The organism is Ornithinibacillus sp. FSL M8-0202, from assembly GCF_037975285.1.
GTDB classification, from domain to species: Bacteria; Bacillota; Bacilli; order Bacillales; family Amphibacillaceae; genus Ornithinibacillus; species Ornithinibacillus massiliensis.
This window is the reverse complement of record NZ_CP150248.1, coordinates 1,194,647-1,207,588: the sequence shown is the minus strand read 5'-3', so window position 1 is coordinate 1,207,588 and position 12,942 is coordinate 1,194,647. Positions and strand designations below refer to the sequence as shown.

Sequence of the window (12,942 nt, the reverse complement as noted above, 5' to 3'; positions counted from 1 at the left end):
GATCATGAATGAGAAAACAGAAAATATAGGCGAGTTAAGAAGGGCATACGAATTGTTAAAACGGATATATGATAACAACTACATAATTAGTAAACATATGAAACTTGAGATTGAAGAATTAATGAGACCACAGTGGTTAAAGGAAATCGATGAAGATAACGAGTTATAAGAAATATTAAAAGCATTAGAGATAAAGTATAGAAAGGGAATGATTAATCATGTGATTGGGGGTTGTTAAGTATTACTTTATTAATATATCATAGATTTTTATAGCAAATTTATTTATTAATATAGGTCTAACCACTGGTTAGTGGAATAAACCATATCGAATCCAACTACTATAAAAAGTAACAAAAAAGAGACAGGCATTGGGTCAACTCAATATATTTAGGAGGAGATATGGTATGAATAACGAAGAAAAGAAACTTGAATTAGTGAATCAGGCTATAGATGATTTTGGAGGTTTATTGCAGGATTATCGTCGGAAATACTTTCTTACGCTGGAAGACATGGCTTCTTTGGTTGGTTGTTCTGCAAGCTATATTCATAGAATTGAACATGGTAAGCGAAATCCCGAGATTGATTTCCGTATCAAGGTTCTAACTATGGGGATGAACTGGTCTACAGAAGAGATATATCTGTATTTAGAAGAATTCCTTTCAAGGGAGAAAGTGAGAAAAACAGAATAGAATGCAAAAGGAAATGCTACTGAAGGGGAATTTACTATTCTTCCTCTAATTCAGTAGCATTTTTACCTTACTTTATGGTATAAAAAGTCACTACCGCACAATATATTGTCGGAATTATTTGTAAAAACAGGATTACCGAAACATAACCCTATATAAGTTATGTCGTAAATAAGGTTTCGGCTCTAAGTTAAAAAACTATCTCCATGATTAGGAAAATAACATAAGTGATTTAGGCAGGGACAGACCATCTTACAATAGCTTTAAACAGAAAACTTATTTACAACCTATCTATGGTAAAATTACCTAGCTGTGAAGAGAAAAGGGCACCCGTTCTTGGGAAAGCAAAAGCCTAATCATAATTAGTAATAAATATAGTGTGTTATACTATATACAGATGATTGTGAAAATTATGTTCTTCAACTAAAGAAGCAGGATTATTTAATAAGATTGAGGTGATTGAAATAGAAAAATTAGTATTACAAAAGTGCATCGATTATTCCTCAAATTTGAATTTTATAAGTGGTCAAATAACAAAAGATGGTACATTACTTCTAATTGAGAGTAATTTACAGGAATTAGATTTTTTTCAACGTCCTGTACCAAAAAGTAATTGGACAATCCAAGTTATTAAAGGTAAAAGTGTAGAAACAGTAGAACTAAAGAATGTCCCTCTTATACCGACAGGAGTGGACTTATTTTCAGATGGTACTTTACTTATCGTACAAGGTCGTTGTTTAAAAGATGGTAAATATATTGAACGAAATGCCAGAAGATACAACCCAAACGGGCAGTTAATTGAAGCCTTTACACTTGGAGATGGCATCGAACACGTACAAATTGATGACAATGATACAATTTGGGTGAGTTATTTTGATGAAGGTGTATTTGGTAATTTCGGATGGGAACAGCCCATGGGTAGTGAAGGACTTATTGCTTACAAGATAAATGGGGATAAGTTGTGGGGTGCAGGTAGTTATGGAATTATTGATTGTTATGCCTTGAATGTTGTAAGTTCAAAGCAAGTATATTTTTATTACTATGATGATTCTTTTCTTGTTCAACTTAATGAGATGAAAGAGACTATTCGCTATCGTATAGAAGGTGATACAATACACCAATTTATATTCGATAAAACAGGCTTAATTGGTCAAATAGATATGGATTCAATAATACGTTTTCGAATAAAAAATCGGACAATTACTCCAAAGGAAAAAATACAATTAACTGATGAAAACGGCAAACCTATCATTGGTCATGTTTTTATGCGAGGTACGTTTCTTTATGCATATGGTAAAGATGGAATATATAAAAGGGATTGTGAAGAAGTGCACTTAAAGTAACGGGTGCAAGAGTTGAAAAGAGCAACGCATATTATAACAGCGTTGCTCTTTAATATTTTAGAAATATTTTCTATAAAGCTCTTGTCGCAGTCTACCACTTAGTTCTGCGTATATCCTTGTAGTTTCACTTTTTTCGTGACCTAATAGACTTTGAATAACTTCTAATGGGGCACCATTATTTAACAAGTGCGTTGCATAACTGTGCCTTAACTGGTGGGGGTGAATTGTTTTATTTATTCCTGCTCGTTTGGAAATACGTTTAATGATATACCTCATCTGAGCAATGCTCATTCTATGTGGAGAGCGTTCTGTGACAAATATAGCTGGATCGTTATCGTATCTGGTATCTAAATATTTCTTTAGCCAAATATCACAACGAATATTAAAGTACACTTCTCGTTCCTTATCTCCCTTACCACGTACAATGGCAGATTGGCTTCCCCAATTTATACTATTTCGATCCAAGGTAACAATTTCTCCTATACGACAACCAGTAGAAAACATAAATTCAAATAAGGCTTTTTCCATTGTAGAAAAGCAAGCATCTCTAAGATCTTCAATTTCTCTTTCAGTAAGGAATTTGGGAATCCTCTTTCCAACTCTCGGTTCCTTTATTTTACTAGCAGGATTTAACTCAATGAAACCCTCCTCGTGTAACCATCGAAATAGGGACCGTAGAAATCTAATACGATGCGACAAACTTGAAGGCTTTAAACTATTACTCGATTCAGCTAAATAATCCTTCAGTTGTAGGGTTGATATTTTACTTATGTCGATATTCCCAAAGTAATCTGTAAGTAGCTTTGCTTGCAACCTATAGGCATTTAATGTTTGTGCTGAAAAACCCTCAATTCTCTTATCTGCCTCATAACTTTTTGCGGCTTCCGATAATAACATAATTGCTCACTCCCAAAAATATTATTATCAACATCTTTACCACTAAGTTGAATAAAATAAGTTTTTAAAATATTCGGGTGATCGGGTGAATTGAATGGAATTTAATGTTAGAATTAAGATAGGTTATTCAACTAACGGAGCAGTTTAGTGAAAGTAGGATTTAGAATATTGTTTCGATATAGACTTGAAAGCAATGGGGGAAGTAGTATGTTTATAGTTAGAACAGTTATTTTATGGATTCTTATATCCACTATCATTAATGCATATTTAATGACATTACCCATTCCTGTTCTACGAAAAAGAGATTATCCAATTAACTATCTTATTCAACAAAATAATCGAATAGATTTTCAAAATAAAACGGAGTGTGCAGCATTTTCAACGGCATATCTGTTGCGTCATTTTGGTATGGAGAATGATGGTGAAGCTTTATATACTTATTTTCCTAGTAAAACGAGGGCGGGAAATGTATATCCAAAGGGTATCCGTACAGTATTAAGAGAAAAGGGGTTTAAAACAAACTATTATAAAGGAAATATAAATACATTAAAGTACGAAGTTAGTAAAGGAATCCCAGTAATTGTTTTTATTAAAGTGCAGAAAGATAGCAATAATTTGCATTTTGTCCCTGTCGTAGGCTATGACAAGGAGTATATATACCTTTCAGAATCATTAAGGCATTTGGTGAATTGTGGTGATGAACAAAAGAGTTTTAACAGAAAAGTTCCGATTAATGAATTTAAGAAACTATGGAATGTAAAGAGAATTCATATGCTTCTATATAGCAATACTTACATAGCCGTAGAAGACACAAAAAGCTAATATTATTGATTAGAAAACCTAGCAGATTATGAAGTAATGTAATTCAACAAACGGGTGCTTTTCTTAAAGAAGGAGAAGTACCTTCTTTGTTGAAGTTATTTAACTAAAGGGGTAGAATTAGTTTAACAAGAATCTCGTGAAGGTTATAATAAAATTGAAAGTTATAGAATTGTGGGGGAAAATCATTGATAAAAGGATTATATGAAGCACATTTACCAGTAAGTGATTTAAATCGTTCAATAGAGTTTTATACTGACCTAGGACTTGAACTTGATCATACCGTTGAGAATAGGTTGGCATTTTTATGGATTGAAAAAGATAAGAGTTGGTTGGGTTTATGGAAAAGCGATAGAGTAGAACTTGAATACCATCCATCTATAAGACATATAGCTTTTCAAGTTTCATTACAAGGACTAAAGGAATCGGTAACTTGGTTAAAGAACAAAGGATATAAACCTAGAGAGGCTTTTGGATTTAAGCCAGTGGAACCTTTTGTTATGCCTCACGAAGATTATGCACACGCTAAAATTCATTTTAATGATCCTGATGGTAATAGTTTAGAATTTATTTGTAAAATAGATAATCCCAAAAACATAACAGATCGTATGTATTTAAGTGAGTGGGAAGAAATAAATAAATAATAAATTATTTCATCTTCAACTAAACCAGCTAATAGTTGTCAATATTTTTCTCTAAAAAACTTAAATTAATTGTGATATACTTATTTTGCACATGCCAAATAACCCTCCTGAATTCTTTAATTGGAAGGCTTTGGAGTATTTGGTTAAGTTAACTAGTTACGCAATATCTTGGAAGGTAGAGTTGCTTTTCAATATGGCGTAAATCCAATGTAATAGTTTATTGGCACACGCAATTATCGCTACTTTATAAGGCTTTCCTTCTTCTCGTTTTTTATCATAAAATGCTCGTAATTTCTTGTTACGAGGAATGATTTCTTCCGTTGTCTTTTGCTTGCGAGCATCACGGATTGCGGAGCGAACCGCCATAAATAAGGCATGTCTCAGTCGGCTAGATCCTCTTTTAGTAATACGATTGACTGTCCCCTTGAATCGTCCAGATTCAAAGACACTGGGATCTATACCGGCAAAAGTAAAAAGCCTAATTCCTCGCCCGAAACAGGCAGGAATTAGGCTTTTTATCCACGATATGATAAATCTCTCAATTGGTAAATACGTTGCGACGTTGTAAGTTCTATGGCAATCACAGGTGAAATTAAATTATAAAAATTTTGAATATATGGTAAAATAGAGTGAGGTTAAATGGCTTGTGTAGAAAAATAACTTACACATACGGGCTATTTAAAAGGAAGATAGTGTGCTGATTACGTTATAGATAGCCAATGATAAAGGAGGTAAGTTATTAATGATAAATATTTTTGTAGGATTAATCTTTGTCTTCTTTAAAACAAATTTAAGTTTTTGGGATATCGGAGTGACTTACTACATAACTAACATCATTGGATATGTCTCGATATTTTTTGGGATAATTGAATTGGGGAGAACGAAGCAAACAATTTTAAAGGTCAAACCCTATGTCATTATTATGATTGCTCACAGTATTTTCTTTTTCTTGTTGAATTTAACAGGTAATTCGCCCTTATCGATAGCTATGTCAACTACTTCAGGGATAATTGTAGCTGTAGTTGGAGTTGTGTTTATTATTGCAGGTATGTTTATGGTATTTATTATTATTTTCCAACTGCTGGACAGTTTAGCGACAAAAACGAATAAAAAGCCGTTATACAACTTAGTAAACGTTATGTCGTTCTTATTAATCTTGGCTGGTATAAGTGCTATCTTCAATTTTGCTCCGATGATAGCAACTTCTATGATGGGTGCTTTAGTATTACTGGAAGTATTATTTTTAATTAGCTATTATTACATTTTCCTAACCAAAAATGAAAAATACGCATAAAAGTTCAAGAAAAGGTTGTCAAAGAAGATCACCTTTTTCTTTTGGTTAAATACCTGGTATTATTATCTGAAAATTATGTTAATATTTAACTAGAAGTTAATAAGCTATTGAGGTAGGAAAGTGGCACAATAAAGGAGAATAAAAATGGCTTATAAATTTAGTGTTTTGACACAAGAACAAGCTGAAGATATCGCGTTTAACTGGCATTATGATGGGGAGTATTCTTTTTATGATATGATTTAGAACAATTTTTAAATCCAGAAGAACGAGGAAACGCAACGTTTGCTGTAACAAAAGGAGATGACCTGGTTGCTTTCCTTAGTGTTAGTAAAGTTACTGATAGAATTTTTGATATTGGTTTAGGAATGAGACCAGATTTAACTGGAAAAGGGAATGGGACAAGATTTTTAAGGGCAGGTATTAATTTTATCCAATCAGAATTCACACCTGAAAAAATCACATTATCAGTGGCAACTTTTAATCAAAGAGCGATAAATTTATACAGAAAAGTTGGTTTTAAAGATGTTGAGACTTTTATGCAAAATACAAATGGTAGTACATTTGAGTTTTTAAAAATGGAATATAAGTGTTAATGACGCTTATCAAATAAAGGGTGCTTTTGTATATCAAGGGCAATGAATTGCTGAGTCAAAGGAAAGGATAGTTGTGAGGAAGTGAAGGGAGGGAGAAATCATGAGTAAACGAAAGATAATAGCACTGGTTAATCTTTTAATAAGTGGTTTTATTGCTCTCATGATATCTATGTTTTTTGCTGGTGGAACCATTGCTGAAAATTATACAGATGAAACATATGTTGCACCAGAGTTTTTCATCATTCTTGTTATCTGGGGGGTTGGTGCGATATTCGTTCTAATTCAGTTTTATAAGGATTTAATACCTTATTTCATTATATCACTTATAATTACTTGGATTTCCATTCCTATAGGGATAAAAATAGGATTTTCTATGACTACGTAATTAAATGTTCACTAACGGCTGTGTTAATCATATCAGGGTTTCGTGAAAAAAGGCTTCTCCGAACATAAAGAGGCAAAGGTCAATTATTATTTTTATAACCATATCTTTCTTCTACTGGATTCTTGTTTGATTTCAATATAAAAAATGGTATAATTTTCTTAATATTATTGAAAGGGGTGAGAGGTAACAATGGTAATTTTAGAGAAGATAACCTTGGAAGTTAAATTATATTGTCTCTCATTCAAACGGATAAAGATAAGGGAATTTTGTTTTCATGATTTGACTAGGCAATTATGAACTTCGGCATTTGTATGATTTTAAACATTTGGCCACAGGGTTATTTATATAATTCTGTGGCTTTTTTATGTGTAATCATATTAATTACTGTACTAAAGCAGAAAGCTTAGTTCACATTAACTTTGTTGTTATTTTTCTCTTCCCAAAGAGGAGTGATAGATATTGGATTACTATATAAGGGGGATCCCCAGTAGAATGAAATCTTTAACGGAGTTTGAAAAGGCAATAAAAAAAGACAAAGTTGATAGCGTCCTTGTGCAAAGGAATAATACTGTGATATTTGAATACTTTCGAAACAACAAAATGAAAGAAAAACAACATAAAATATATTCTGTGACAAAAAGCATTCTTTCTGCACTAATTGGAATTGCGATAGATAAAGGCTATATCGAAAATGTCAATACACCAATAATTAATTACTTTCCGGAATTTAATAAAGATAAAGAGGATCAGAGAATTGCGATCAAGCATCTATTAACTATGACTTCAGGGTTACATTGGCCGGGCAATAGTGGTATGATACCTAGCAAAAATTGGGTCAACTTTGTACTTAAACAGGACGTTGATCATCCTCCTGGCAAAGAAATGGTATACAGCTGCGGTTCATCACAGTTATTAAGTGCCATCTTACAAAAGACGACGGGATTACATACGGAAGACTTTGCTAAAAAGTATTTATTTACACCTTTAGGAATAACAGATTATAAGTGGAATCGTGATGCTCAAGATATAGCCATTGGTGGATTCGGATTAACAATGAAAACGGTTGATATGTTAAAATTCGGAGCTCTTTATGTAAATGAAGGACGATGGAAATCTAAACAAATCTTGCCTATTGAATGGATTGAGGAATCTACAAGTCCAAAAGTTAAAGTTAATGATGACACCTCCTATGCATACCACTGGTGGAATAAACAATTTGACAATCAAATAGGTAGGATTGTTCTAGCTGTAGGGTACGAGGGGCAATATATTATTCTCGCACCTGAATATCGGTTGGTAGTAGTGATGACAAGCAGTATAAAAGATGACACATCTAGACTTATAGATTATTTTAAGGACTATTTACTTCCTTGTGTCACTGATCACATTGTTAATAATGAATGAAGGAGTTATGCTGAAATACTTTCGGAGAATGTAGGTAAGGATAAATGAAAAGAATTATCTACCCGAACTTTAGATAAACATGGAAGCGTGGCTCATGGTTTTATAGTGAAGGTTTGAAATGAACATAACTTGTATTAAGAAAGTTAACTCGAAAATTTGAAGAAGATATATGAACACTAATCCACCAAGAAAAACTAATTAGTTTAAAAATAGTTAGTTTTCTTGGTGATATTTAATAAGTATTTTGTATCAACTCAAAAATTGATCTTGACTATTTTAAAGTTGATTCTCCCTTAAAGTCCGTCGAGTTAACTCTATAAAAGACTGTATAGGAATTGTCAATTCCTTATCACTATGCCAAGCAATCTGAGTATAAAGAGTTGGAACATTTTGCTCCCATTTTAGTTCTTTCATACGACCATCCTTAATATCACCTTCTACTACCATTGCTGGTAGAATAGCTATTCCTAAATCAGCCATCACACATTGTTTTATGGCCTCTATACTAACAAATTCGAACTTATTAGTTGAGAAGACACCAGCTTCATGTAAAGTATCTTCTAAAATCGTGCGGTAGGAGCACCCTTTTTCAGTTAATAGAAAGGTTTCCTGTTCTAAGTCTTTCGTGAAGACTATATTTTTACTTGCTAAGGGATGTTCAGGTGAAGCTACAAGTTTCATTTCATCCTGGGTAAGCGGTTCTGTGGTTAGTGAATGTCCTGGTTTAACTATATCCATGATAAAAGCTATATCAAGATTTCCATTTCGTAATCCTTCTTTTGCTAATTCGTCGGAATGAGCAGGTTTAAATACCAGCTTAATATTAGGAAATTGCTTTTTAAATTCTTTTAGTATTGGCGGAAGACGGTAAGTGCATTGGCTTTCTTGTGCGCCAATCACAATGGTGCCTGAAGGTTCTTTTATCCCGCTAGTTACTAATTTTGCTTCCTCTGATAGTGCAATCATTTTCTCAGCATAATGTTTGAACTGTTTTCCTGATTCTGTTAAATATATTCTTTTTCCTAACCGTTCAAATAACTTCGTATCGAGTTCTTCTTCAAGGGACTTAATTTGTGCTGTTACACTAGATTGGGCAAATTTTAGTATCTTTGCTGTTTGTGTGAAGTTCAAATTCTCTGCAGCTACTTTAAACGTAATTAATTGCTTTGTCTCCATCTAAGTCACCTCTTAATCGGAATTTGTGATTGATATAATCGAAATCATCATCTTTATCGATTCTTATTTCCATTATAAGATAGGAGTATTCAAACAACAAACTATGTATGATAAAGGAGTAGTAAGTAATGACAATAGGCGTTATTTATGGAGGAACACGGGTAAATGGTAATACGGAGACTCTAACAGAACGAGTAATTCAAGATTTACCTGTGGAGAAGATATATTTAAAGGATTATGAAATCAAACCAATTAACGATCAGCGTCATGTTCAGGGGGGATTTGAAGAAGTAAATGATGATTATAACATTATCTTGAATAGGGTTCTGTCCCATGATATTCTTCTTTTCGCAACCCCTATTTATTGGTATAGTATGTCTGGAACAATGAAGTTGTTTATTGATCGCTGGTCACAGACATTAAAAGATGCGAACTATCCTGATTTTAAAGATGTTATGTCTTCCAAGAAAGCCTATGTAATTGCGGTTGGAGGAGATAGCCCATTATTAAAAGGACTACCATTGATTGAGCAATTTCAATACATTTTTGATTTTTTAGGTATTTCTTTTGAGGGATATGTACTTGGTCAAGGGAATAAACCAAATGACATTCTTCAGGATGAGCAAGCATTGGTAATTGCAGAACAGATTCATGGCTCCTTAAAACATCAGGTAAATTAATAAATATAATGTTGTGCTCATCAAAATCATTAATGACCATTCGAAAACGGCACTCTATAATTATTATCTTGAAATTAAGAAAGGTGTTAGTGAGATAAAGCCTTAAGAAAACCAAATGGGCCTGCTTTATAGTAAAGGTTTCATTCTAACTCGAGCAGGCCTAATGATAATAGCACTTTAAAAGCAGCTTAGAATCTATTATTTTTATTTCGCTTTTTTTATACTTCAGTTTCCAAATCTAAGAAATTACTAACCTCTTTCACATAATCAGTAAGTGGATAGGCTTTGTATAGACGGCTTGATAATCGGATGGGATCTCCAAAGAAGTACCTTTCATATTGAGTTTGTCTCGTTCCAAATGAACTCATAGTCAGATCCCAGGCTAACCTAAATATTTTCACTCGATCCTTTGCGTTTTTCGTTGCTGCTTGAAGGTACTGATTGAGATCGTCTCGGATCGGAGAATTAAATGCATTTTCCGTAGGCAAACCAACCAGTCCGCTAGCTCCAATTAATTGAATGATTTCGGTGAAGCGGGGATAAATTTTAGGGAAGATGTTATTGGCAACCTGAAGTGGAACGATATTCGGTCGCATTGTTCCCCATTGGTCCAATGCTGCATCATTTTCCGATTTCTCCAACAATGCCTTTATTGTTTCAAGACCAATAATGATTTCTGACAGCTTTTCTTGTATATGTTGGTACTCGCTCACGTTAATGGTTTGTACTAAAAGCTCAGCAAGACCTAAAATGAATTCGGTTTTGACAATTTGTCTGGTCACGGCTTGGTGGGCCGTAAAAGCGTGAAAAGAACTTTGGAATAAGAAATCTGTGGCTGCCATAGCATTGTCATAATAGAATACTCGATTCCACGGAACTAGAACATTGTCAAACACAAGAAGGGTATCCATTTCTTCAAATCGAGAGCTTAAGGGATGATTAAAAAGTGAATCTCCACCAATGAACGACTCTCGGCAAATAAATTTTAAACCGATAGTATCTGATGGAATGGAAAAAGCAAAAGCTTCCTCCTCATCTAACAAGAAAGCTGGATTACTGAAAACTAATACTTCGTCGGTTAATCCGCCTTGAGTAGCTAGGAGGCGTGCTCCTTTAATAACTATTCCTTCTTCATTCCGATCAACCACCCGGGCGACAATTGGTTCTTCTTCAGAGGATTCTAAATATGTTTCGGAACGATTTACTTGGGGTGAGACAAAGGTATGGGTGAATGAAAGGTCTTTTGTCATCGCTAGTTTATATAAGGATTGAATATTTTCCGGAAAACAATTTACACGTCCACTCAATACTGGAGAAGAGGAGGCAAAACTCATCACAGCGGTATTGAGGTAATCGGGACTCCTTCCCATCAAACCACCAGTTTGTCTAGCCCAATGCTCAGCTGCTTTTCGTCTTTTTATTAAGTCATCCTTCTTTTTGGGTTGTAAGAAGGAAAGGCCGACAGAATCACCTGTTTCTGGCGAAAGAAAAGTCATCTCATCTTTATATTTAGGATGATGCTGCATATCATATAAAGAAGCCTTAGTCTGAAGAACTCCTTTAAATACTGGGTGCTCAGAGATTTTCCCCTCAATCTTTTTTCCATCTAGCCAAATTTCAGTATCTAGTTGATTTAAGCGATTAATAAATTCCGTCCCATTAATAGCTCCCATAATAACACTCCTATATCCATTTGCTTTTTAATGCAGATTCATCTCCACTGTACTATTTTATTAGTCTATTCCCTTGTCAGTTCCACTATTATCATTGGAAAAGCAATCTAAAATCATCTGATTGTAGCTAATTCCCAACAGCAGAAACCAAACTGAAAAGCTCAAGTAGTACTTCATAAGAGCAAAAAAGTAGTTAATACTATAAATATGTTGTTAAATTTTATACGTAATGGTTTTAAATAAAAATATAAGAGGGAGTTTATATAAATGAAAGCAATCATTATTAATAAATATGGCTCTATTAATGAATTAAAGGAGCAAGAGATACCAACACCCGAAATCGAGAATAATCAAGTTCTTGTCGAGTTATATGCGACATCGATAAATCCAATAGACTGGAAGATGCGTTACGGATATTTGCAAGAGATGCTTCCATTTTCTTTCCCAATCATTTTAGGTTGGGATGCAGCGGGGATTGTGAAAGAAGTAGGAAAAGATGTGACAAGATTTAAGGTAGGGGATCGTGTCTTTGCTCGACCAGCAACAACTAACAAAGGAACCTATGCTCAATATACAGCAGTAGATGAGGATTTACTGGCTCTAATTCCCGATAACATAACATTTGAAGAGGCTGCAGCAGTTCCACTTGCAGGTGAAACCGCATGGCAATGTCTAGTTGATTTTTCGAATATAAAAGCGGGAGATAAAGTTTTAATACATGCAGGTGCTGGTGGTGTTGGCAGTTATGCGATTCAATTTGCTAAGCATGTTGGTGCGTATGTGGCTTCTACTGCCAGTGAAAAAAATAAAGAATTGTTAAATGAATTAGGTGTTGACCAATTTATTAATTATAAAGAACAAGACTTTTCGGAAGTCTTATCCGATTACGATATCGTGCTGGATACGATGGGTGGAGAAATAATGGATAAGAGTTTTGATGTGTTAAAGGAAGGCGGAAAGCTCGTATCAATTGCAGGCACGCCAAGCGAGGAAAGGGCAAAGGAAAAAGGGATAAAGGCTGGTTCTTACTGGCTTAATCCGAGTGGAAAACAGCTTTCTGAAATTGCAGATCTAATGGAACGCGGTATTGTTAAATCAATCATCGGACACGTTATGCCATTTACAGAAGCTGGCTTGAAGGAAGCCCATCAATTAAGTGAGACACATCATGCAAAAGGGAAAATCGTCATTAAGATAAAATAGTAAAGGATACATGTTCCGTCTTTAAAATGCTTAAATGACAATGGATGTATCCTTTCAAATACGAATATAAGAAGCTAATGTCACTATTTTGCTGACATTAGCTTTTTTCGTTGTCACGATTGAAAATTTGATTATTAGATAGAAT

Annotated in this window: 14 protein-coding genes and 1 pseudogene; 11 read left to right on the top strand and 4 right to left on the bottom strand. The window is 34.0% G+C overall.

What is annotated here, in order from left to right; translation table 11 throughout:
• Nucleotides 1-4 precede the first annotated feature (4 nt).
• The 3 genes from MKY78_RS06165 to MKY78_RS06155 all read left to right on the top strand — a co-directional run bounded on the left by MKY78_RS06165 (nt 5) and on the right by MKY78_RS06155 (nt 2,029).
• Nucleotides 5-169: a hypothetical protein gene (locus MKY78_RS06165; protein ID WP_339216990.1), complete on the top strand. Its 165-nt coding sequence runs from the start codon at nt 5-7 to the stop codon at nt 167-169.
• 235 nt (nt 170-404) lie between these two features.
• On the top strand, nt 405-689 hold the full coding sequence (locus MKY78_RS06160; protein WP_339216989.1) for a helix-turn-helix transcriptional regulator: 285 nt from the start codon (nt 405-407) through the stop codon (nt 687-689).
• Between the two features lie 506 nt (nt 690-1,195).
• Nucleotides 1,196-2,029: a hypothetical protein gene (locus MKY78_RS06155; RefSeq protein ID WP_339216988.1), complete on the top strand. Its 834-nt coding sequence runs from the start codon at nt 1,196-1,198 to the stop codon at nt 2,027-2,029.
• 57 nt (nt 2,030-2,086) lie between these two features.
• Here MKY78_RS06155 and MKY78_RS06150 read toward each other — a convergent pair whose 3' ends face one another.
• Nucleotides 2,087-2,926, bottom strand: a complete 840-nt coding sequence (locus tag MKY78_RS06150) for a tyrosine-type recombinase/integrase (RefSeq protein ID WP_339216987.1) — start codon at nt 2,924-2,926, stop codon at nt 2,087-2,089.
• A 207-nt stretch (nt 2,927-3,133) separates the two neighbouring features.
• On the opposite strand from MKY78_RS06150, the gene MKY78_RS06145 reads away from it, so the two are divergent.
• Both MKY78_RS06145 and MKY78_RS06140 read left to right on the top strand, forming a co-directional pair.
• Nucleotides 3,134-3,748, top strand: a complete 615-nt coding sequence (locus MKY78_RS06145) for a cysteine peptidase family C39 domain-containing protein (RefSeq protein ID WP_339216986.1) — start codon at nt 3,134-3,136, stop codon at nt 3,746-3,748.
• A gap of 185 nt (nt 3,749-3,933) precedes the next feature.
• Entirely contained in the window at nt 3,934-4,389 is a 456-nt protein-coding gene (locus tag MKY78_RS06140) for a VOC family protein (protein WP_091773355.1), read from the top strand.
• Between the two features lie 156 nt (nt 4,390-4,545).
• Here the strand turns inward: MKY78_RS06140 and MKY78_RS06135 are convergent, their stop codons facing one another.
• Nucleotides 4,546-4,932, bottom strand: a complete 387-nt coding sequence (locus MKY78_RS06135; protein ID WP_339217857.1) for a transposase — start codon at nt 4,930-4,932, stop codon at nt 4,546-4,548.
• A 328-nt stretch (nt 4,933-5,260) separates the two neighbouring features.
• On the opposite strand from MKY78_RS06135, the gene MKY78_RS06130 reads away from it, so the two are divergent.
• The 4 genes and pseudogenes from MKY78_RS06130 (at nt 5,261) to MKY78_RS06115 (ending at nt 8,065) form a co-directional block, all read left to right on the top strand.
• A complete protein-coding gene (locus MKY78_RS06130) occupies nt 5,261-5,683 on the top strand; it encodes a hypothetical protein (RefSeq protein ID WP_339216985.1) in 423 nt (140 codons plus the stop codon).
• A 144-nt stretch (nt 5,684-5,827) separates the two neighbouring features.
• Nucleotides 5,828-6,276 (top strand): annotated as a pseudogene (locus MKY78_RS06125) (GNAT family protein).
• A 100-nt stretch (nt 6,277-6,376) separates the two neighbouring features.
• Entirely contained in the window at nt 6,377-6,661 is a 285-nt protein-coding gene (locus MKY78_RS06120) for a hypothetical protein (protein WP_339216984.1), read from the top strand.
• Nucleotides 6,662-7,153: 492 nt separating this feature from the next.
• On the top strand, nt 7,154-8,065 hold the full coding sequence (locus MKY78_RS06115) for a serine hydrolase (RefSeq protein ID WP_339216983.1): 912 nt from the start codon (nt 7,154-7,156) through the stop codon (nt 8,063-8,065).
• Nucleotides 8,066-8,341: 276 nt separating this feature from the next.
• On the opposite strand, the gene MKY78_RS06110 is transcribed toward MKY78_RS06115, so the two are convergent.
• The gene (locus MKY78_RS06110; RefSeq protein ID WP_339216982.1) at nt 8,342-9,241 is read right to left on the bottom strand and encodes a LysR family transcriptional regulator; all 900 of its coding nucleotides are present in this window, start codon (nt 9,239-9,241) and stop codon (nt 8,342-8,344) included.
• 128 nt (nt 9,242-9,369) lie between these two features.
• Between MKY78_RS06110 and MKY78_RS06105 the strand changes: the two genes are divergently transcribed.
• On the top strand, nt 9,370-9,921 hold the full coding sequence (locus MKY78_RS06105) for a flavodoxin family protein (RefSeq protein WP_339216981.1): 552 nt from the start codon (nt 9,370-9,372) through the stop codon (nt 9,919-9,921).
• A 218-nt stretch (nt 9,922-10,139) separates the two neighbouring features.
• On the opposite strand, the gene hpaB is transcribed toward MKY78_RS06105, so the two are convergent.
• Nucleotides 10,140-11,594, bottom strand: a complete 1,455-nt coding sequence (gene hpaB, locus MKY78_RS06100; RefSeq protein WP_339216980.1) for a 4-hydroxyphenylacetate 3-monooxygenase, oxygenase component — start codon at nt 11,592-11,594, stop codon at nt 10,140-10,142.
• Nucleotides 11,595-11,861: 267 nt separating this feature from the next.
• On the opposite strand from hpaB, the gene MKY78_RS06095 reads away from it, so the two are divergent.
• Nucleotides 11,862-12,797, top strand: coding sequence for an NADP-dependent oxidoreductase (locus tag MKY78_RS06095; protein WP_339216979.1), 936 nt, complete (start codon nt 11,862-11,864; stop codon nt 12,795-12,797).
• The last annotated feature ends 145 nt before the right edge of the window (nt 12,798-12,942 follow it).

Excerpts from the sequence above, each read along its gene's own strand:
- MKY78_RS06165 (WP_339216990.1), top strand. The coding sequence starts at position 5 with ATGAATGAGAAAACAGAAAATATAGGCGAGTTAAGAAGGGCATACGAA.
- MKY78_RS06160 (WP_339216989.1), top strand. The coding sequence starts at position 405 with ATGAATAACGAAGAAAAGAAACTTGAATTAGTGAATCAGGCTATAGAT.
- MKY78_RS06150 (WP_339216987.1), bottom strand. The coding sequence starts at position 2,926 with ATGTTATTATCGGAAGCCGCAAAAAGTTATGAGGCAGATAAGAGAATT.
- MKY78_RS06145 (WP_339216986.1), top strand. The coding sequence starts at position 3,134 with ATGTTTATAGTTAGAACAGTTATTTTATGGATTCTTATATCCACTATC.
- MKY78_RS06120 (WP_339216984.1), top strand. The coding sequence starts at position 6,377 with ATGAGTAAACGAAAGATAATAGCACTGGTTAATCTTTTAATAAGTGGT.
- MKY78_RS06115 (WP_339216983.1), top strand. The coding sequence starts at position 7,154 with ATGAAATCTTTAACGGAGTTTGAAAAGGCAATAAAAAAAGACAAAGTT.
- MKY78_RS06110 (WP_339216982.1), bottom strand. The coding sequence starts at position 9,241 with ATGGAGACAAAGCAATTAATTACGTTTAAAGTAGCTGCAGAGAATTTG.
- MKY78_RS06105 (WP_339216981.1), top strand. The coding sequence starts at position 9,370 with ATGACAATAGGCGTTATTTATGGAGGAACACGGGTAAATGGTAATACG.
- hpaB (WP_339216980.1), bottom strand. The coding sequence starts at position 11,594 with ATGGGAGCTATTAATGGGACGGAATTTATTAATCGCTTAAATCAACTA.
- MKY78_RS06095 (WP_339216979.1), top strand. The coding sequence starts at position 11,862 with ATGAAAGCAATCATTATTAATAAATATGGCTCTATTAATGAATTAAAG.